This window comes from Gordonia sp. GN26 (genome assembly GCF_054823965.1).
Map to the genome: position 1 here is coordinate 64,134 of NZ_JSYC01000015.1, position 19,508 is coordinate 83,641.

19 protein-coding genes are annotated in these 19,508 nt (G+C 66.3%); 6 read left to right on the plus strand and 13 right to left on the minus strand.

Going from position 1 to position 19,508, the window contains the following annotated elements; all coding sequences use genetic code 11:
• The first annotated feature begins 49 nt into the window (after window positions 1-49).
• Window positions 50-631 carry a TetR/AcrR family transcriptional regulator gene (locus tag OK17_RS05345; RefSeq protein WP_232718832.1) on the plus strand — a complete coding sequence of 194 codons (582 nt, stop codon included), beginning with the start codon at window positions 50-52 and terminating at the stop codon, window positions 629-631.
• Here the strand turns inward: OK17_RS05345 and fdhD are convergent.
• From fdhD to OK17_RS05410, 13 genes are all read right to left on the minus strand, one after another.
• Window positions 621-1,481 (minus strand): formate dehydrogenase accessory sulfurtransferase FdhD, encoded by an 861-nt coding sequence (gene fdhD, locus OK17_RS05350; protein ID WP_232718831.1) that lies wholly within the window; start codon window positions 1,479-1,481, stop codon window positions 621-623. The two genes, OK17_RS05345 and fdhD, sit on opposite strands and share 11 nt — an antisense overlap.
• A gap of 31 nt (window positions 1,482-1,512) precedes the next feature.
• Window positions 1,513-1,962 carry a D-aminoacyl-tRNA deacylase gene (dtd, locus tag OK17_RS05355; protein WP_232718830.1) on the minus strand — a complete coding sequence of 150 codons (450 nt, stop codon included), beginning with the start codon at window positions 1,960-1,962 and terminating at the stop codon, window positions 1,513-1,515.
• A complete protein-coding gene (locus OK17_RS05360; protein ID WP_232718829.1) occupies window positions 1,923-3,188 on the minus strand; it encodes an MFS transporter in 1,266 nt (421 codons plus the stop codon). Before OK17_RS05360 ends, dtd begins: the two co-directional genes overlap by 40 nt.
• On the minus strand, window positions 3,185-4,543 hold the full coding sequence (locus OK17_RS05365; RefSeq protein ID WP_461416884.1) for an LLM class flavin-dependent oxidoreductase: 1,359 nt from the start codon (window positions 4,541-4,543) through the stop codon (window positions 3,185-3,187). The genes OK17_RS05360 and OK17_RS05365 overlap by 4 nt, the downstream gene beginning before the upstream one ends.
• A 53-nt stretch (window positions 4,544-4,596) precedes the next feature.
• Window positions 4,597-5,373 carry an ABC transporter ATP-binding protein gene (locus tag OK17_RS05370; RefSeq protein ID WP_232718827.1) on the minus strand — a complete coding sequence of 259 codons (777 nt, stop codon included), beginning with the start codon at window positions 5,371-5,373 and terminating at the stop codon, window positions 4,597-4,599.
• Window positions 5,349-6,230 carry an ABC transporter permease gene (locus OK17_RS05375; protein ID WP_232718826.1) on the minus strand — a complete coding sequence of 294 codons (882 nt, stop codon included), beginning with the start codon at window positions 6,228-6,230 and terminating at the stop codon, window positions 5,349-5,351. The genes OK17_RS05370 and OK17_RS05375 overlap by 25 nt, the downstream gene beginning before the upstream one ends.
• Window positions 6,227-7,375, minus strand: coding sequence for an ABC transporter substrate-binding protein (locus OK17_RS05380; RefSeq protein ID WP_232718825.1), 1,149 nt, complete (start codon window positions 7,373-7,375; stop codon window positions 6,227-6,229). The genes OK17_RS05375 and OK17_RS05380 overlap by 4 nt, the downstream gene beginning before the upstream one ends.
• A 112-nt stretch (window positions 7,376-7,487) precedes the next feature.
• Window positions 7,488-8,030, minus strand: coding sequence for a hypothetical protein (locus tag OK17_RS05385; protein WP_461416885.1), 543 nt, complete (start codon window positions 8,028-8,030; stop codon window positions 7,488-7,490).
• 179 nt (window positions 8,031-8,209) lie between these two features.
• The gene (locus tag OK17_RS05390) at window positions 8,210-8,926 is read right to left on the minus strand and encodes an SIMPL domain-containing protein (protein ID WP_232718947.1); all 717 of its coding nucleotides are present in this window, start codon (window positions 8,924-8,926) and stop codon (window positions 8,210-8,212) included.
• A gap of 11 nt (window positions 8,927-8,937) precedes the next feature.
• Window positions 8,938-9,330 carry a phage holin family protein gene (locus OK17_RS05395; protein ID WP_461416886.1) on the minus strand — a complete coding sequence of 131 codons (393 nt, stop codon included), beginning with the start codon at window positions 9,328-9,330 and terminating at the stop codon, window positions 8,938-8,940.
• Between the two features lie 217 nt (window positions 9,331-9,547).
• Window positions 9,548-10,657, minus strand: a complete 1,110-nt coding sequence (locus tag OK17_RS05400) for an alpha/beta hydrolase fold domain-containing protein (protein WP_232718822.1) — start codon at window positions 10,655-10,657, stop codon at window positions 9,548-9,550.
• Window positions 10,658-10,686: 29 nt separating this feature from the next.
• Window positions 10,687-12,333, minus strand: coding sequence for a flavin-containing monooxygenase (locus OK17_RS05405; RefSeq protein WP_461416890.1), 1,647 nt, complete (start codon window positions 12,331-12,333; stop codon window positions 10,687-10,689).
• Window positions 12,330-13,295 (minus strand): NAD(P)H-dependent flavin oxidoreductase, encoded by a 966-nt coding sequence (locus tag OK17_RS05410; RefSeq protein ID WP_232718821.1) that lies wholly within the window; start codon window positions 13,293-13,295, stop codon window positions 12,330-12,332. Before OK17_RS05410 ends, OK17_RS05405 begins: the two co-directional genes overlap by 4 nt.
• A gap of 190 nt (window positions 13,296-13,485) precedes the next feature.
• On the opposite strand from OK17_RS05410, the gene OK17_RS05415 reads away from it, so the two are divergent.
• The 5 genes from OK17_RS05415 to OK17_RS05435 all read left to right on the plus strand — a co-directional run bounded on the left by OK17_RS05415 (window position 13,486) and on the right by OK17_RS05435 (window position 19,093).
• Window positions 13,486-14,640, plus strand: coding sequence for an acyl-CoA dehydrogenase family protein (locus tag OK17_RS05415; RefSeq protein WP_232718820.1), 1,155 nt, complete (start codon window positions 13,486-13,488; stop codon window positions 14,638-14,640).
• 8 nt (window positions 14,641-14,648) lie between these two features.
• Window positions 14,649-15,563: an acyl-CoA dehydrogenase family protein gene (locus tag OK17_RS05420; protein WP_461416887.1), complete on the plus strand. Its 915-nt coding sequence runs from the start codon at window positions 14,649-14,651 to the stop codon at window positions 15,561-15,563.
• Between the two features lie 40 nt (window positions 15,564-15,603).
• Complete coding sequence (locus OK17_RS05425; RefSeq protein ID WP_232718818.1) at window positions 15,604-16,353, plus strand: enoyl-CoA hydratase/isomerase family protein; 750 nt, start codon at window positions 15,604-15,606, stop codon at window positions 16,351-16,353.
• Entirely contained in the window at window positions 16,340-18,418 is a 2,079-nt protein-coding gene (locus tag OK17_RS05430; protein WP_232718817.1) for an acetate--CoA ligase family protein, read from the plus strand. Before OK17_RS05425 ends, OK17_RS05430 begins: the two co-directional genes overlap by 14 nt.
• Before the next feature lie 69 nt (window positions 18,419-18,487).
• Window positions 18,488-19,093: a TetR/AcrR family transcriptional regulator gene (locus OK17_RS05435; RefSeq protein WP_232718816.1), complete on the plus strand. Its 606-nt coding sequence runs from the start codon at window positions 18,488-18,490 to the stop codon at window positions 19,091-19,093.
• The last annotated feature ends 415 nt before the right edge of the window (window positions 19,094-19,508 follow it).

Sequence of the window (19,508 nt, forward strand, 5' to 3'; positions counted from 1 at the left end):
TTACTATCACTTTTGGGGCTGGTCCCACAAGGTGGCACGATGGCTCGGTATGGGACCGTCTCTTCGCGAGAAGCAGCGCACGCAGGTGCGCCGTGACATCGATGCCGCGGCGCTGCGGCTCTTCGTCGAACGTGGCTACGACCGGGTGACGACCGACGAGATCGCGGCGGCCGCCGGCGTCTCGCCGAGCACCTACTACCGCTATGTCCCGACCAAGGAGGACCTGCTGCTGCGTCCCCTGCGTGCCAGCAGTGCGGCCATCGTCGCGGGCTTCGCCGCCCAACCCGACGGGCTCACGATCGTCGACGCACTGATCGCGGCGGTCCGTACGCAGACCGCCGATGTCGACGATGAGGAGATGCGGCAGTGGCAGTCGGTGGTTCTCGCCGTACCCGGCGTCGCGGCGAAGATGACGCTCATCGACGACGCCGACAAGGCGCGGCTCATCGAGATGGCCGCGGCGCGTATGGATCTCGACCCCGAAGCGGACTTCCGGCCGGGTGTCACAGTGTGCACGGTGCTCGCGGTGGTCGAGTACGCCTACCGTCGCTGGATGTCGGCAGAGGATCCCGACGCCTCGCTGCTCGGTGTCATCGACGCCGCGATCGCGGCATCGGCGTTCAGCCGCTGACGGCCTGGGAGCGATCAGCCGTCGCGCCGACGACCCGATCCGGCCGCGTGTAGACGACCATCGACTCGCCGCGGGAGAACCCGATCAGGGTGATGCCGAGGTCGTCAGCGAGGTCGGCGGCCAGGGAAGAGGGTGCGGACACCGCGCTCAGCATCGGGACGCCCGCCATCGCCGCTTTCTGTACCAGCTCGAAGCTGGCTCGACCCGAGACCTGAAGGACGTTGCCGCACAACGGAAGTCGGTCGGCGAGGACCGCCCAGCCGATGACCTTGTCGACGGCGTTGTGCCGGCCCACGTCCTCGCGGACGACGAGCAGTTCGCCGTCGGCGTCGAACAGGGCCGCCGCGTGGAGTCCGCCGGTCTTGTCGAAGACGTCCTGTTCGGCGCGGAGACGGTCGGGGAGATCCAGCAGGGTGTCGACGTCGACGGTCAGGGTGTCGGCGGCCGGATCGTGGGCCGAGCGGGTGTGGACGGCCTCGATGCTGTCCTTGCCGCACACACCACACGCACTCGTCATGGTGTTGCGGCGGACGACGCCGGCCGAGGGCGGCGGAACGTGGCCGGCCAGCGAGACGTCGACGACGTTGTAGGTGTTGGCGCCGGTGGAGTCGGTGCCCGCGCAGTAGCGTGCAGTGGAGTAGTCGCTGCCTACGGTGATGACGCCCTCGGAGACGAGGTATCCGGCGACGAGTTCGAAATCGTTGCCCGGGGTGCGCATGGTGACGCTCAGCTGCTGACCGCCGACGCGGATCTCGAGGGGCTCCTCGACGGCCAGGGTGTCGGCGCGTTGCGTCGGGGCCGCATCGCGTCGGATGCGGGTGACACGGCGTCGTGCGGTTATTCGTCCCACGGATTCGACCCTAGTCCTTCGACGCTAGTCATCAGACATCGAGGATCAGCGTCACAGGTCCGTCGTTGACCAGGCTCACCTGCATGTTCGCTCCGAACCGTCCGGTGGCGACCGTGGCACCAGCAGCGCGCAGAGCGTCGACGACCGCATCGACGAGCGGCTCTGCCACCGGGCCCGGGGCGGCGGCGTTCCACGACGGCCGGCGTCCCTTGGCGGTGTTGGCGTACAGGGTGAACTGGCTGATGACCAGGATCGGCGCATCGATGTCGGCGGCTGCCTTCTCGGGGCCTTCCTCGCCGTTGAAGATCCGCAGGCGCCAGATCTTGTCTGCGAGCTTCGCGGCGTGATCGGGAGTGTCGTCGTGGGTGGCGCCGACGAGAGCGACGAGACCGGATCCGCCGTCCGGGATGTCGAGCTCGCCGACGACCTCGCCGTCGACGCTCACGCGGGCTTGACTGACTCGCTGGATGACGGCTCGCACCGATCCAGGATGCCAGGCGGGCGTGGTCCATCCGCGGTGAGGTGGGACGGTTCTCGGCCGGGCGGAGAGTATCTGCCGGGAGCGAGGTTACGACCGAAGAATCCGGCGCCGACGAGCCCCACCACACCCATCGCGATCGCGGCCACGGGGAGACCGGCGACGCCCGCGATCCCGCCCACCGCGCCCGGCGCGCCGGCCACCCCGGCGTCGTGCAGCAGGCGCCACAACGACAGGAACTGTGGACGGGCGTCGGCGGGGGAGATGTCGGCGCCCACGGTCATCACCAGTCCGTTGGTGAGTCCGTTGCCGACACCCATGCCGAGCGCGACGAACCACAGGGCGGCGGGTGTGTGGACCAGCGGCAGCGCCAGCAGGGACGTCCCGAACAATGCGGTGGAGAGTATCGCCATCCCACGTCGACCCCAGCGGTCGAGGGCGACACCCGACGGGTACGACAACACCACGTCGACGGCCCCGGCCACACCGAACAGCAGGGCGGTCGTCGACGCATCCATCCCGACCCGTTCGGCCCACAGCGGCAACAACACCATCCGCGTGGCCCGCAGTGATCCGAGGGCGAAAGCGCCCGGCCCCAACCGCATCAGCGGATCACGATGACGGCGGGCGGTCGCCCAGATCGGTGCCGACGGCGTTCCCGGGGTGCGGCTCTCGGCGTCGGCCATCGTCGACATCAGCACCCCGGCGGCACCGACCGCGATCAACTGGATGACGAACACCCCGACCATGCCGGACGCAGTGGTGAGCATGGCGGCGCCCGCGAACGGCCCGACGAAGAAGCCCAGCCGATGCATGCCCGCCATTGCCGATATCGCCCGGGCCCGTCGTGCCGGATCGACCGCCGCGGTGAGATACGACTGTCTCGCCAGACCCCAGACAGCCTGTGCGAGACCGAGTGACGTCACCCCGGCGGTGAGGGTCAGCAGGGATGCGTCGACGACGCACAGTGCGGCGCCGACGAGTCCGACGACCGCGCCGATCAGCATCGACCGCTGTTCACCCACCTGCGACACGAGACGGCCGGCAGGCAGGTCTGCCATCAGTACACCGAGCCCGCCGGCTGCGACCACGAGCGCGGCGAGCGTGAGCGACGCACCGTGCGCGAGCGCGGCGAGGGGGACGACCGGTGCGGTCGCCCCCGTCGCCAGGCCCAGCAGCGACGTCGGGATGTAGACGTGGAGGACGAGTTGGCTTGTGGTGGCGCTCAACTCGCGTATTGTGCGGCGTCGGCCTCGGCGGTGAACCGGCTGGCCGGTCGCGGCAGACCGAAGTGGTCACGCAATGTGGTGCCCGAGTACTCGGTGCGGAACAGGCCGCGGCGCTGCAGGATCGGTACGACGGTCTCCACGAAGTCGGTCAGTCCGCCCGGGTAGTAGGGCGGCATGATGTTGAATCCGTCTGCGGCGCCGGTGGTGAACCAGTGCTCGATGGTGTCGGCGACCTGCTCGGGGGTGCCGGCGAACACCCGGTGACCGCGCGCGCCGGCGAGCCGGTGGAGCAGAGTGCGCAGCGTCGGCTTCTCCCGTTCGACGATGCCCGCGACCACCTGCTTGCGGCTGCGCTTGTTGCTGGTGACGTCCCCGGCGTCGCCGAAGAGTTCTTGGGGGACGGGGGCGTCGAGGTCATGACCGGACAGGTCGACGCCGATGATGCCGCGCAACTGCTTGATCCCGTAGGCGGGGACGGTGAGTTCGTTGAACTCCTGCTCGAGTGCGCGCGCCTGCGCCTCGGTGCCGCCGATGAACGGGCTGAGGCCCGGCAGGATCACCACGTGGTCGGGGTTGCGGCCGAGCTTCGCCGCACCCGCCTTGATGTCGGAGTAGAACGCGCGCCCGTGCTCGACGAGCTGGTGGGCGGTGAAGATCGCCTCGGCGTGACGGGCGGCGAAGGCCCGGCCGTCGTCGGATGCGCCGGCCTGCACCAGCACGGGATGTCCCTGAGGAGACCGTGGAGCGCTGAAAGCGCCTCGGACACTGAGGTGTTCCCCGACGAACTCAGCCCGATGGATCTTGTCGGTGTCGGCGTAGATGCCCGCCTCACGATCCACGACGACGGCGTCGTCCTCCCACGAATCCCACAGCCGGGTGGCGGCCTCGACGAACTCCGCGGCGCGGCGGTAACGATCAGCCGGATCGGGATGGGCGGCGAGGCCGAAGTTCTCGGCGGCGACCTCGGAGGAGGTGGTGACGATGTTCCACCCCGCGCGACCCTTCGACAGGAAGTCCAGACTCGAGAACAATCGCGCGAGGTTGTAGGGCTCGTAATAGGTCGTCGACGCCGTCGCGATGAGGCCGATGCGTTCGGTGGCCGCGGCGATCGCGGTCAGCAGGGTGATGGGTTCGAGGCGCCCGGCAGCGCTGTACGCGGCCTCGGTGCGCAGGGCGGGACCGTCGGCGAAGAACACCGCGTCGAACTTCGCGGCCTCCGCCTCCCGCGCGATCTGCTGGTAGTAATCCGCGTCGAACAGACGCTCCGGCTGCGTCCGGGGATGACGCCACGCGGCCTCGTGATGCCCAACGGGGTAGATGAAGGCATTGAGGTGGAGCTGACGATCGGTGGTCACAACTGATCCTTTTCGTGTCGGTGTTCGTGAGATGCGTTGTTGTGCGTAGGGTCTCAGGTCGCGTCGGCGTCGACGCCGAGTGCGCGCAGAAGTGCCTCACGGTGGCTGACGAAATCGGGGTCGCGCAGCGAGCGCTGCGGTCCGAGGGCGGTCAGGTCACGATCGGCGACGAACCGTCCCTCGTCGAGGACGAGGACGCGATCGGCCAGCGTGATGGCCTCGTCCACGTCGTGTGTGACCAGCAGGACGCCGGGCCGGTACTTCGCGCACAGGTCGCGCAGCAGGCCGTGCATCCGGATGCGGGTCAGCGCGTCCAGAGCTCCGAAGGGTTCGTCCGCGAGGAGCAGCTGCGGTTGGCGCACCAGCGATCTGGCGAGCGCCACGCGTTGTTGCTCGCCGCCGGACAGCTCGGTGGGCCAGGCGTTCTCGCGGCCGGCGAGCCCGACGTCGGAGAGTGTCCGCCGACCGGCGGCGGTTGCCCCGCGTCCGCCGAGCCCCAGGGTGACATTGGGGAGTACCCGTGCCCACGGGAGGAGCCGGGAGTCCTGGAAGACCACCGAGGTAGAGGGCGCGACATAGAGGTCGCCGGCGCCGGTGACGCCGTTGTCGAGACCCGCGATGGCCCGCAGAAGTGTGGACTTTCCGCTGCCGCTGCGGCCCAGGAGGGCGACGAATTCGCCGGCCCGGATCGTCAGGTCGATGTTGTCGAGTACGGTCCGTTCGCCGAAGCTGCGTGAGACGCCCCGGACGACAAGGACTTCGGGTGCGGATTCAGGTGCATCGGCGGAGGTCTCCGCCCGATCGATCAGCTGCCCAGTGACTTTCGCCATGACAGTGCCCTCCTCTCGACGGTGCGGACGACGGTGTCGCCGACGAGACCGAAGACGGCGTAGACCACGAGCCCCACCACGACGATCTCCAGCTGTCCGTAGAGACGGGCCTGGTTCATCAGGTAGCCGATGCCCTCGGTCGCGTTGACCTGTTCGACGACGACGAGCGCGAGCCACGAGATCGTCACGGCCAGTCGCAATCCGGTGAAGAACCCGGGTACCGCACCCGGGAGGGCGACGCGTCGGATGAACGCGGTCCGGGACAAGCCGACGGTCTGCGCGAGTTCGACGTGGCGGATGTCCACGCCGCGCAGCTGGGCGTGGGTGTTGATGTAGACGGGGATCATCACGCTGGTCGAGATGATGATGATCTTCATGGCGTCGCCGATGCCGAACCACATGATGGCGAGCGGGATGATCGCGAGTGTCGGGATCGCTCGTTTGATCTGGATCGGGCCGTCGACGATCGATTCGCCGATGCGGCTCAGCCCCGAGATCAGGGCCAGGACGACGCCCACCCCGACGCCGATGACCAGCGAGATGGCGGCGAGCCGCAGGGAAGCGAGGATGTTGGTCGGCAGGCGGCCGTCCGACCAGAGTTCGACCGTGGTCGACCAGATGGTCGACGGCGCGGGAAGTGTTCGCGGGTCGATGAATCCGGTCGCCGACCCGATCACCCAGACCGCCACGAGGATTGCGGGACCGATGAGCCAGCCGAACGGGATCGGTCGTCCGGGCCCGAGGCGACGCGTCTTTCCGGTGCGGTGTTCGAGATGGGCGGTCTGCGGGGCCGGGTCGATCGTCGTGGTCGGTCCGACCGCGGTGCCGGCGTCCGTCTCCGGTGCGATCGTCGTCATTGCTTCACCTGCTCGGAGGCGCGGTCGACGCCTGCTGCGGCCGCGGCCTCTTCGATCACCGGGGCGAAGCGAAGGTCGAAGAGATCGGCGGCGGACACGGGTTTCGGCAGCTCGCCGGCCTTCTCGATGACGTCGATGGTGTTCTGCTGCGTCGAGATCAGCGTGTCGTCGAGTGCCGGGATGCCGGTGGTGCCGGTGGATTCGAGGATTCGCCAGCCGTCGTCGTCGGTCACCTTCTGGTCGCCGACGTAGTAGGCCTTCACCCATTCCGCGGGGTGCGTGTTGATCCAGTGGAAGGAGTTGACGAGGACACCGACGAAGTGGCGTAGCGCGGCGGCCTTGGCCGGGTCGGTGAGCGACTCTCCCCGGGCATAGAAGTAGGAGAGTCCCTCCGACGTCCGTCCGACGGCCGCGGGGTCGAGGAACGACGCCCCGTCGCGCGAGTAGTCGCGGAGGTAGCGGGTGAGACGTGGCTCGTTGAGCGGTGCGACGTCGACCTCGTCGGCCCCGAGTGCCTCGGAGAACTCGACGAGCTGCAGCCGCACCAGGGTCACGTCATCGGTGGTCAGCCCGGCGTTCTGCAGAGCCCGGAGAACAGCCACCTGCTGAGCGGTGCCCTCGGCATAGGCGATTCGCTTACCCCGCAGGTCGGCTCCGGTGCGCAGGGTCGGGGCAGCCTTGGGGCTGGTCGCGAAACGGTACGAGTCCGGCTGGACCTTTCGCGCCAGGATGATCGGAACCTGTTGCCCGGTGAGATGTGCGTGGATCGGCGGGACGTCACCGACCGGTGCGACGTCGGCGGTGCCCGCGCGGAAGGCCTCCAGCACCGCGGGTCCGCCGGTGAAGTTGGCGAATTCGACCTTGTACGGCAGGTTTTCGCCGTTGCCGCTCGCGGCGAGGAGGTTCTGGACCAGGTTCTGCTGGTCGGCCACCACCAGGGTGGTGCCCGCCGGGATGTCGGTGGGGAGCGTCTTGCTCAGGTCGACCTCGGAGTCCGACGGACTGCACGCCGACGCGAGGACGACGGCGGCGAGAGTCGCGGCCGTGGCGAAGACCTTGGTGTACAGAAAGCGTCGTCGTCGGCGCCGCGTTCCGTGCGTACCGGCTGGAGGCGGGATGTCGTGAGAGGGCAGCGATGAGGACACGAGTGGGCTCGATTCGTCGATGATGTGCGCGATGTCCTCACGCTGTCATCGACGACCGGTCAACCCAATGGTTATGCGCGCGGTGGAGATTAGTTCCGTTGGCGCAGAACGACTATCGCTCTACACGATCAGAAAGGCGAAACTGCTTGATCTCGATCTCCCCGTCGAAGGCGTACGGGGTGGCCGCGGGCTTGCATCCCTTGAACGAATCGGTCGGCGCCGGGCCGTTCACCCCGACCTTGTTGTCGTCCTCGCCTGAGCCCTTCCGGACGGTGATCTGCACGGCGAGGGCCTCGCTGAGTCCCGCGGGGATGAGGTTGGGATCGGTGGCCGCGATCGGGTAGACCAGCGACGCCGTGTTCCCGTCGGTGTGGATGCACGTGATCGGCCCCTTGACCTTGAAGGGCAGGGGATTGTCGTCGTCGCCGGCCAGGAGTGTTGCGACATAGGTGCCGGTGGTCTTGCCCTTGTCGTCGGTGACGCCGTCGGCCGTGATCTCGAGGACCTCGAGGTCCGGGGCGATCTCGAGTTCGCCGGAGATCTTCAGCGACTTGGTTTCGGCTGCGTCGGCCGGCGCGGCGACGCCGATGGACGCGAATACTGCGGCGGCCGCCAGCCCCGAGGCGGCGAGAGTGCGTGTTCGGAATGCGGTCATGACAAGCTCTCCTTCTTCTCGACCCCGTACTGATCACCCCAACCCGCCTCACCGTAAGAGCGTGTTTCGGCGACGATGGGGAGTTGTCACCCAGTCGTTGCCGTTCTGTGCCGAAAATTCTCCGCGCACCGGGCAATTCGGGCGTCTGGTGGCCCCGGTGCGAGCGAGGTGAGTGTCGCTCAGTTGAGCGCGAACGTCACCGTGACCGTGAAGGTCAGCTCCTGTTGTCCGGGCTCGATGGGGACGGGTGCGGCGGCGACGTCGCGCTCGAAGGTGCCGGGGGAGGCGGGCTGTTCCTGACCGCTCGTCGTCTCCTTGATGGTCAGCACCTTGCCGAGTGAGTCGTCGGCGAGGGAGGCGTACTGCTCGGCGCGGCCGCGGGCGTCGTCGAACGCCGCCGCGCGCGCCTGCTCGAGGAGTTCCGAATCGTCGTCGATCGCGAATGCGACGTTGCTGATCCGGGTGTTGTCCCCGCCTGCGGTCGCCGCGGCGCTCAGGACCGCGGAGGCCTTGGAGAGGTCGCGGATGGTGACGCGGATCGAGTTGGTCGCCACGTAGCCGCTGATCTGGCTGGAACCGCCGGGGACCGGACTGGAGTACTGCGGACTCACCGACACCTGCTGGGTGGCGACGTCCTTGCGGTCCACGCCGGCGTCGACCACCGCGTCGGTGACCGCGCGGATCTTCTCGCTCGTCTCGTTCAGTGCGGTGGTCACGTCGCCGGCCGTCGACTCGACGCCGATGTCGGCTCGCAGGGTGTCCGGGGCGCCGCTGACCTGACCGGACCCGACGACGGTGACCGAGCGTTGCTGGTCGACGGCGCCGTCGCTGCCGCACGCGGTCAGTGCCAGCACGGCCGCGAGGGCCCCCACGAATCCGACTCGACGGATGTCCATGCTCATCGTCCTCATTTCTCGATCGGGTCCCGCATCAGCAGCGCGAGCAGCCAGCCGACTACCGACACGACGATGGCGCCGAAGATCGCCGACCAGAAGAAGTCGTCGACCTCGAGGCCCCAGTGAGTGGTGTTCCGGGTGATCCACGCGGTGATCTCGAGTATCAGCGCATTGATGACGATGTGGATGAGCCCCAGCGTCAAGATGTAGAAGGGGATCGAGATGATCTGCACGATCGGCTTCACGAAGGCGTTCAGGAGGCCGAAGATGACGGCCACGACCAGCGCGACCCCGACCTTCTCGGCGGTCGTCGACCCTCCCACGAACTCGATTCCCGGGACGATCAGCGTCGCCACCCACAACGCCACCGCGGTGAACACGGTGCGGACCAGAAATGCCAGCATGCGCAACAGTGTGCCAGCCGCAGTCGCCGAAGGCGGTTTCCGGCACGTACTCCGGCATGGATCGTCAGTCGAACGTGAGACCGCCGCCTGCGTCGACCGATACAACAGCCGTTCCGATACAGGTGGACACAGAGCACATCGTATGGTCGACCCCGAGTCGACCGGTACCCGCGTACCACTCGACGTCGGAGGGAGAGGTAGCAGTGGGCCAGACCATCTATCGGGCGCGGCCCACCGCCAGGCTGTCCGCGAACCGTTTGATGTCGCCGATGGCAACTTCGTGTGCGTTGCGAGCCGACTTCGGGAAGATGGTCTCGGCCGCATGGGTGATGCCGAGGTTGACCCGGCCGTAGGCGGGTACCCCGGCCGTCAGGAGCTTTCGGTAGTACGCTGTGCCCTCGTCGCGCAGGGGATCCAGTTCGTTCACCGAGATGACATGCGGGGGCAATCCGCGAAGGTCGTCGGTGGAGGCGAAATATGGCCAGCACAAGGGATTCTCGGCGTTATCAGAACCGGGATCGTAGGTGGCGGCCAGGACGTCGAGTCGTGTGCACGAGGCAAAATATCCGTCGTTCTCGATCATCGACGGGAGTTCGCGGAGTTTTCGCTCGTCATCCCAGGAGTAGCCGCCACTGATGAAGGGAACCATCGCGTAGACGCCGTCGACCCTGTCGATGATGCCGTCCCGCTTGGCTTTCAGTGCGGTGGCGAGGGCGAGGTTGCCGCCCCCGGACTCGCCCTGTAACACGATCGCCGAGATGTCGAGTCGCCCACGCTCGTCATGCAGCCAGGAGAGTGCACTGACACAGTCGTTCAATCCGGCCGGAAACGGATTCGGGCCGCCGCGTCCACCGGCATTGCGGAAGTCCACGGCGATCGCGACCACGCCGGCGCGGGCCAGTGCGGTGCACCAGCGTCGGTGTACCACGTTGTCGACCGACAGCATGGTCATACCGCCGCCGTGGAGGTACGCGACCCCGGGCAGCGTCTCGGTGACATCGGCAGGGCGGTAGATGTGCAAGGAGATGTCGTTGCCGTCGACGCCGGTGATCGTGCGGATCGTGTGGTCGATGCCCGAGTCGTCATCGGGTGGCGCTTCGTGGAGGGCGGCGTAGAACGCTTCGAAGCCTTCCTCGGTGGCTGCCACCGCAGCCAGGCGGTCGGCGGGGGAGCTGTTGCGGTCCACCGGTGCCGGTCCGCTGTTCCCGGCGAACCCGTAGGCCGATAATGTCGCCAGGAGCACTGGATCTGTCCGCGGATCGGAAGACAGATCGGTGTCCGGGTCAGCCAGTCTGCCCGTCGGACGGGCCATCGGCGCGGCAGTCATCTCTTCACCTTCCGGAGTCGGGTGCACCCTCACGACAGCACGAAACCTTGGTACCCGTTCGCCTCGATATCGCGCAGACGTTTGCCGTATTCGACCACCCCGGCGGGATAGATACCGAAGCTATGTCCCTTCCCCTCGGTCGGGGTCCAGAACCAGGATGCCTTGGTCTCCGTGTACAGAGTCATACCGACGACCTGCGCCACATGATCGGACCACGCGTCGCACGCGTCTTGGGTGGCCTCGATGGTGGTGTAACCGTTCGCCCGCATATGTCGCAGCAGAGTGTCGAGGAAGAGGGCCTGATGCTCAATACACCGGGGTATGTTGCCGCCCATGGCTTGTGGTCCGCCGAGCATCAACAGGTTGGGAAAGCCGTGGGTGCCCAAACCGGCGAGGGTGTTCGGCCCGTTGTGCCAGGCCTCGGTAAGCCTGAGCCCGTCTCGTCCCCGGATGTCTATCTTGTCGAAGGCGCCGGTGACCGAGTTGAAACCGGTCGCGAAGATGATGACGTCGAACTCGAAATCCTGCTCGGTGGTGCGTATTCCACGCTCGGTGATCTCGACCATCGGCGTGGCAGTCGTGTCGACGAGTTCCACGTTGTCCTGGTTGTAGACATCGTAGTAGCCGGTTTCATAGGGCGGCCGGCGCTGGCCGAATCCGTGATCGGCCGGGATCAGCTTCTCCGCCACTGCCGGATCCTTGACGCGTTCGCGGATCTTGTTCGCGAGGAAGCCCGAGAACTCGGCGTTCAGCTCCTTTGTCCGGATCACTTCGATGAAGTTGGTGTACAACCGTGCGAAACCTCGACGGCGAAACAGCATCTCGTACCACTCGTGACGTTCTTCGGCGGTGTAGTCGTTCGCCGAGGCCATGATCGATCCGTGGACGAATCCGCCACGCGTAGAACGCGTCTTGGCCCAGATCGCGTCGTACTCGCCCTTGATCTCTGCCATTTCCAGCGGGGTGATCGGTTCGTTGTTCAGGGGTGGGCACCAATTCGGGCTGCGCTGGAACACCGTGAGCGAGCCGACGGTCGGCCCGACGGCGCTGATCGTTTGCACACCGCTCGATCCCGTGCCGACCACGGCAACCCGCTTGCCGTCGAGTTCGGGCCCGTCCGCAGGCCAGCGTGCGGTATGCACGGAGATGCCTCGAAATCGCTCGCGTCCTGGGATATTCGGATACTTGGGGTCGGAGAGGATGCCGATGCCGGTCATCAGGAACCGTGTCCGGTACCGATCGCCGGCGGTGGTGGTGACGAGCCAGGTGTCGTCTGTACAGTCGAAGTGCGCGGATTCCACGGTGGTCTGCATCCGCATGTACGGCCGCAGTCCGAGCGTGTCGACGACGTAGTTGAAGTAGCGCTCGTTCTCGGGCTGGCCACAGAAGTGTTCGGACCAGTCCCATCCTTCGCGGAGTTCGCGGGAGAAGAAGTACCCGTAGCTGTAACTCTCCGAGTCGAGCCGGGCGCCGGGGTACCTGTTCCAGTGCCAGGTACCGCCGACGCCGGTTGCGGCATCTACCGCGATGGCATCGAAACCGGCGGCACGCAGGCGGTGCAGCGCCTCGATGCCTGATACGCCGCAGCCTATGATGAAGGCGTCGACGAGCGTTTCCGGAGACGTGACCGTGTGACTGTCCGTTGCTTCTGATCGAGTCATGTTGACGTCCTTCATTTCTGGGATATCTGCGGCCGCTGACAAGCCTCGGCGTATTCCGCCCGTAGTTGCTGCACGATGTCGTGCGTTGATGGGGTGCCGTCGATGAATTCGATACTCTGGCCGGCGCTCCAGATGTTGCGCCACGGGGTGATGCCCTCCGGAAGATGATCGCTGTTGAGTGTGCCTCGCGGTTCCGGCAAAGCGTCGGGGTCGAGTCCGGCTTCGATGAGTGAGGTGGCCATCCAGTTCGCGGGTACACCGGAAATACCGTTGGTGTAGCGGAGATCGCTCGACGAATCGGATATGAGCAGTTGTTTGTATCGGTCGGCGGCGAGCGATTCCTGGGCGGCGATGAAACGGGTACCGACGTAGGCCAAGTCCGCGCCCAGGATCTCCGCGGCGCGGATAGCGGAACCATGTCCGACCGCGCCTGCCAGGACGATGGTGCCGTCGAAGATCTGACGCAGCCGGGGGATGAGGACCAGGTGGCTGAGCGTGCCGGAATGTCCTCCGCCGCCCGCGCCGATCGCGATCAGGCCGTCCACCCCGGCCTTGATCGCCTTCTCCGCGTAGTAGAACGACGTGACGTCATGGTAGACGACGCCACCCCGATCATGGACGCGCTCGGCGATTCTGGCCGGATTCCCGATCGCGCTGATGATGATCTCGACACCGTGCCTCTGGCAGACGTCGAGGTTCGTGGCCAGTTCGTCGTCATCCATCCGTGCGGCAAGGTTCACCGCGATGGGCCCGACCCGCGCGGTCGGGTCCTCGGACAACCGTTCGTCGATCGCTTCCCGAATGCTGCGCAGCCACGAGTCGAACTCCTCGAGGGTTCGGGCGTTCTGGCGGGGCAGGGCGCCGACGACCCCGTTCAGGCAGGCTTCACGCACCAGGTCGGGTCCGCTGACCAGAAACATCGGCGAACAGATCACCGGAAGGGTGAGCCGATCGCGGACGGGAGTGTCAAGAGCCATGAGCGTCCTTCGCTTCGACGTTCCGACCTTTCCTTGACGACTAGTCAACCGGTCGGCTACTTTTGGACACTACTACGGCGAGAGTCTTCTTGGCTAGTGTTTTTACGACAGACAGTCTGGATTTATCACGTTGCGCGTGAACATCTTTCGCTCATCGGCGCGCGCGGCATCCTGCATCGAAGGAGAACCCATGGAGTTCGGTTGGACTGATGCCGAAGAAGAGTTCCGCGCTCGGATTCAGCATGCCTTTGCGACACACGCCCGTCCGGGATGGACCCATCACGACCGGGACATGCCGACCGCCAAGGATCGTGATGACTCGATTGCCTTCTGCCAGGCCCTGGCGAAGGAGCAGTTGCTGACCCCGCATTGGCCGGAGGAGTACGGCGGACGTTCGGCCTCCGGTTGGGAGCAGGCGATCCTGGGCGAGGAGGCCTGGGGCAGCGGTGAGCCCCGCGGCCCGCAGTACATGAACGTCAACTGGATCGGGCCCGCGATCATCTACGCGGGCACCCAGGAGCAGAAGGATTATCACCTGTCCCGCATCGGACAGGGAAACGTCTTGTGGTGTCAGGGTTTCTCCGAGCCGGATGCCGGATCGGATCTCGCCTCGTTGCGTACCGCAGCGGTCCGCGACGGCGACGAGTACGTGGTGAACGGCCAGAAGTGCTGGACGTCGTACGCCCACGAGGCCGAGTACATCTTCCTGCTGTGCCGGACCGATCCGAAGGCCGAGCGGCACGCGGGTATCTCGATCCTGTTGGTGCCCATGAACACTCCCGGTATCGAGGTCCGGGAGATCCCCTCGCCGTATGCGGCCCACCTGGTGCACGAGGTGTTCTTCACCGATGTGCGGGTTCCGGTGAGCTGCCGCCTGGGGCCGGAGAACGAGGGTTGGACGACCATCATGACCGTGCTGGCGAATGAGCGCGCGGGCTGGGTCACTCACGAGAACACCTTCCGCCGCCTGGACACCCTGCTCGATCAGCCCGACATCGATGCCGCCGATCCGGACACCGCGGCGACCGCGGGCCGCGCCTACGCGATGGCCGAGGCGACCAAGATGCTCAACTTCCTCGCCATCGATGAACGAGAGAACACCGAACCCGGCAAGCGCCGCACCATCGCGCCGGTCGGTCAGGCTGCGCTCGGACTGCTCGAACCCGCCGTCGGTTGGGCCATTCACGAGATATCCGGCATGGAGGCGCTCGACGTGGACTCGATCGCCGGCCGCTCGATGGTCAGCATGACCGCCAGCCCGATCGCCGCGGGCGCCATCGAGATCCAGTTCAACCTGATCGCCAAACAGACTCTGCAACTGCCCAAGGAAGGACGCCCGGCGTGAAACTCTCCATGAGTCAAGAACAGTCCGACATCGTCGAGGCCGCGGTCAACGCGGTCCGGCGGGCGATCGTTGATCTGCCCGAGGACGATCAGGGCCGTGCAGCCCTGACCGCACTTCGTGATGGTGGATTCCTCGACCTGGCCTCGACGGCTGGTGCACTCGAGGCGATGCTGGTCGCCGAGGCCATCTCCCGGGAGGGCGTGCTGGCCCCGGTTGGTGCCCGACTCCTGGTCGGCGATGCGTGCGGGCTGGGCGACGACGTCCTGGTCGTCGGATTGATCGAGGGACGATCATCGTTGGTTCGGTACGGCGCCGACGCGGATGTGTTCATCGGCGTCGACGGCGACAATGCGTTTGTGGCACAACGCGAACAGGCCACGGTCACCCCACTGTCCGAGGGCGTGGGAACACCGGTGGCCCGCGTGCGGATCAACGATTCGACGCCACTGCCGGCCGAGCAGTCAGCCGCGGTGGCCCGCCGGTGGCGAATCGCGATGGCGGCAGAGGCGGCAGGTGCGATGGCCGGTGCGATCGCGCTGACCGTCCCGTATGTCTCGCAGCGCACGGCATTCGGCCGCGCGCTCGGATCGTTCCAGGCGGTGCAGCATCGGCTGGCCCGGGCGGAGGTCTTCGCGCAGGGCACGAGCTGGCTCACCCGGCATGCGGCCTGGGCTGACGGCGACGACTACCTGGCCGCAGCCGCCGCGACCTACGCCTGCATGGCGGCGATTCAGGTGTACGAGAACACACATCAGGTGACCGGCGGTATCGGTATCACCACCGAACACGGACTCGTCCGGCATACTCGCCGCCTGGTCGGCCTGCAGCGCGAACTCGGAGGGGCCAACGCGCACGCGCGGAGGGTCACCGCGGCCCGGCAGGCGGCCCGGACGCCCTCTGCGGCTTCCGGCCATGTTGCCTGACGCGGCCGAGGATCTCGTCCTGTGCCATCAGGACGGACATGTGCGCACCCTGACGCTCAATCGTCCGGAACGGATGAACGCCACCACACCGGCGATGCGCCGACGCTTCTTCGCTCTCCTTCAGGAGGCCGAAGAGGATTCCGGAGTACGTGCCGTCGTGGTCGCCGGCACCGGGCGGGGGTTCTGGCCGGGCGAAGACTATGCGGAACTGGCACGCGTCGATTCCGCTGCCGTCGCCCGGCTGAAAGCGGGGCCTTCCTACGACTTTCCGATGACGATGACGACGCCGATCGTCGCCGCGGTGAACGGTGCCGTTGCCGGTGTGGGCCTGTCGTTCGCTCTGCAGGCCGATATCCGCGTCGCCGCCCGCGGCGCGAAATGGGCAGTGCCCTTTGCCTCCCTCGGACTTGTCGCCGAAGCCGGCCTGTCGTGGCTGCTGCAACGGCATGTATCTCGCGGTGCGGCTCTCGAACTCCTGTTGACAGCCGAGCCGTTCAGTAGCGAGGACGCATACCGGATGGGCATCGTCCAGCACCTTGTGGATGCTGATGAGGTTCTGCCCACCGCCCAGCGGATCGCCGACCGGATAGCGCGCAACGCGCCGTTCTCGATCCGGAACATCCGTGAGCAGGTACTGCTCGATGCGACGCGTCCATGGCGCGAGGCCTATGACGACGGCTCACGCCGCGCGGTGATCAGCCTCGGCCGCGACGACTTCCGGAAGGCCGCCGCCGCAGCAAGGGACAAGCGCCAGTTCACTTTCGAAGGAGATGACGGTGACGATCACTGACGGAAGTCTCGACGCACTCTTCGCGCCCGCGAGCGTTGGTGTGATCGGCGCATCCGACGATTCGGCGCGTATCGGTGGTCGGGTGCTCGCGCGTTTTCTGGAACACTTCTCCGGCCCGGTCCATGCGGTGAACGCGAACCGTGATGTGGTGCAGGGCCATCCGTGTCATCGGTCGATAGCGGACATGCCCGATGTTCCCGACCTCGTGGTGATCGCGCTGCCCGCGCATCTCGTCCCCGATGCCGCCGAGGAACTCGGCAAGCGGGGATGTCGTGTCGCGATTGTCTTCTCGTCTGGATTCGCCGAGTCGGGCGCGGAAGGCAAGCAGCTGCAGGATCGGCTCGGAGAGATCGCCGAACGCTCGGGGATGCGTATCATCGGACCCAACTGTGTCGGAGCCATCAGTGTCCCGTCCGGTGTGCTGGCGACCTTCGCCGATCTCCAGGCCACGGTGTTGCCATCGGCGGGATCCGGGGTGGGGATCGTCAGTCAGAGCGGAGCTCTCGGCTCGGTGTTCTTCCACGCCGCTGATGCGATCGGATTGCCCGTGTCGTACCTGTGTACCACCGGCAACGAGGCCGATGTCAGTGCTGCCGAGGTTATTTCGACCCTGATCGAACGCCCGGACGTGCATGCCGTCATGGTCTATCTGGAGGCTCTCAGTGATCCTGAGGTTCTCTACGCGGCAGGTCGCCGCGCTCTGGCACTGGGCAAGCCGATCGTCGTCCTCAAGGTCGGCGTGTCTGCGTCCGGAGCCCGGGCAGCAGCAAGTCACAGCGGGTCACTGGCTGCGCCGGACCGCTTTGCGCAGGCCCTCCTGGATCGGGCGGGGCTCATCCGAGCGCACTCGCCCACCGAGCTCGTGAACGTGACGGCTGCGCTGGCGGGAGGGCGATTCCCTGCCGGTGACCGGGTTGCGGTGATGACACTGTCCGGCGGAGTGGGCATCATGATCGCCGATGCGCTCGAGCAAGGTGGTTTGACGCTGCCGCCGACCGGCGACGCGACGGCGCGACAGATCGAGAAGCTGATCCCGGAATATGGATCTGCGCACAACCCGATCGACTACACCGCCAATGCCGTCAACGATCCGGCGGGATTCGGCGAGATTCTCGATGCGGTCGTCAGCGACGACGACTTCGACATGGTCATCATCAGTGGACTGGCGATGGGGAACTTCGATGACAATGTCGCCGCCATCAAGCGGGCTCGCGATTCGGTGTCCAAACCCGTCATCGTGTCGGTGTCGGGCGCCAACTCGGTCCGTGTCAACAGGCATGGTGTACCGTGCATCCCGGATTCGGTCCAGGCCGCGAATGCGCTTGTCGCCCTGAAGCTGTATGCCGATCATCGGTCGCGCCCGGAGAGTGAGGCGCCTCTGCTGAGCGCGGGTGCGTCGCCGGGATCTGCGAACCGCACTCTGGGCGCTGACGAGACGCGAAAGTTGTTGAGTCGCTTCGGGATTCCGGTGGTGCGCGAGGTCGGGGCGGAAGGTGAGGAAGCTGCGGTGCGCGCCGCAGAGGCTGTCGGTTACCCGGTGGCGGTGAAGCTCGATCCTGCAGTCGCGGAACACAAGACCGAGATCGGTGGCATTCGGTTGGATGTGCGGACCGCCGACGAGGTCCGATCGGCGGTGGCAGCCATGCAGAACGCGGCCGGCTGTGCAGGTGATGTGCCGGTGGTGGTCCAGCAGATGGTCGGGCGCGGTCTGGAACTGACCGTGGGAGCCGTCCGCGACGGTGCGTTGGGTCCGGCGGTCCTGGTCGGGTTGGGCGGAGTACTCGTCGAGGTCGTGGACGAGATCGAGATGTCCCTGGTGCCGGTGAACGCGGCGGATGCGCAGCGGATGGTACGTGTGCTCTGCGCCGGCCGCTTGGCTGCCGGCACACGTGGGCTGGACGAGGCTGCCGTCCTGGACGTCGCCGCGGTGGTGACATCGATCAGTTCCTTGATGGCGCAGTGCCCCGAGGTGGTCGAGATCGACGTGAATCCCTTGATCCTCAGCAGTGCCGGACTCGTCGCCGTGGACGGACTGATCCGGGTGGCCGACTCTGCGGTGCGTTGAGGTCTATTACAATGTGGAATCGGCCGAGATGGGGACAAGACGGAGCGTTCAAATGTGCGTGGTGACAGCGTGACGCCACCGAAGACGCAGCGTACCAAAGTAACTGTCACGGATATCGAAGCAGCCTTCGCGCGCAGCTTTCTCGTCAACGGCTACCGCGGCACCAGCGTCGATGCGGTGGCGAAAGAACTCGGTGTTCCGAAAGGAAGTATCTTCTACCACATCGGCACCAAGGAGGCCGTGTTCTTCCGTGTGCAGATGGCCGGTATGCGTGAGTTCACGAACCGTTTGCGGGACATCGCCAACACCAGCGAACCCGCGGAGATCCGTCTCCGGGAAGCGATCCGAGACAGCGTGCGCCGCGTCGATCCAACGGCAGGACCGCTTTTCGCCATGAGCCGCGACAACCACCATCTACCTCCCGAGCATGCCGCGGAGTTGGAGGCGGTCCGACGCGAGTATCAGGCGCTGTTCACCGGGATCGTCGAGGATGGGGTCGAGGCCGGAACATTCCGGCGACAAGAACATCTCAAGGTCGTGATCTTCGGCATTCTTCGCTTCATCGGACTCGTGCGGGACTGGTATCGGGCCGATGGCGAGCTGTCGCTCAACGAACTGGCGGACGTTTACTGGGCGTTCATCTGCCGCGGCCTCGGACATGAGGTCGAAGGCTGAGGGACCGCGCGGAATCGCGTTGCCTCGGGGTCCGCGTTTGTCGATGCGGTACGAAGGACTTCGGACATCTCTCCATGCCGCCGGATTGGCGAGCCAACTTGTTCGAGGACGGCAGTGTGGATCTGGTGGCCGAACGCGACGATGGCCGGCATGACGCTTCACGCTGACGGGCGTCCGCAGCGCTGATCACATGCGGTGAATCGCATCAGCGGGCGTGGGAGACCATGGAGTTGAGAAGCCGGCGATGTCGGTCGATCAGTGGTGGATGGCCGTGTTCACCTACTGCTGAACCCTGCCGGGATTCGGATACACCGCGTTTCCCGTCGATGTGCATTCGCGACGACTATTGGGCTGGCGGGTGATGACTGACAACACGACACCGGTGAAGATCAGCGTCCTTGAGACAGCGTTGTTG

Excerpts from the sequence above, each read along its gene's own strand:
- OK17_RS05345 (WP_232718832.1), top strand. The coding sequence starts at position 50 with ATGGGACCGTCTCTTCGCGAGAAGCAGCGCACGCAGGTGCGCCGTGAC.
- OK17_RS05370 (WP_232718827.1), bottom strand. The coding sequence starts at position 5,373 with ATGGCGAAAGTCACTGGGCAGCTGATCGATCGGGCGGAGACCTCCGCC.
- OK17_RS05375 (WP_232718826.1), bottom strand. The coding sequence starts at position 6,230 with ATGACGACGATCGCACCGGAGACGGACGCCGGCACCGCGGTCGGACCG.
- OK17_RS05385 (WP_461416885.1), bottom strand. The coding sequence starts at position 8,030 with ATGACCGCATTCCGAACACGCACTCTCGCCGCCTCGGGGCTGGCGGCC.
- OK17_RS05390 (WP_232718947.1), bottom strand. The coding sequence starts at position 8,926 with ATGGACATCCGTCGAGTCGGATTCGTGGGGGCCCTCGCGGCCGTGCTG.
- OK17_RS05395 (WP_461416886.1), bottom strand. The coding sequence starts at position 9,330 with ATGCTGGCATTTCTGGTCCGCACCGTGTTCACCGCGGTGGCGTTGTGG.
- OK17_RS05400 (WP_232718822.1), bottom strand. The coding sequence starts at position 10,657 with ATGACTGCCGCGCCGATGGCCCGTCCGACGGGCAGACTGGCTGACCCG.
- OK17_RS05405 (WP_461416890.1), bottom strand. The coding sequence starts at position 12,333 with ATGAAGGACGTCAACATGACTCGATCAGAAGCAACGGACAGTCACACG.
- OK17_RS05410 (WP_232718821.1), bottom strand. The coding sequence starts at position 13,295 with ATGGCTCTTGACACTCCCGTCCGCGATCGGCTCACCCTTCCGGTGATC.
- OK17_RS05415 (WP_232718820.1), top strand. The coding sequence starts at position 13,486 with ATGGAGTTCGGTTGGACTGATGCCGAAGAAGAGTTCCGCGCTCGGATT.
- OK17_RS05420 (WP_461416887.1), top strand. The coding sequence starts at position 14,649 with ATGAGTCAAGAACAGTCCGACATCGTCGAGGCCGCGGTCAACGCGGTC.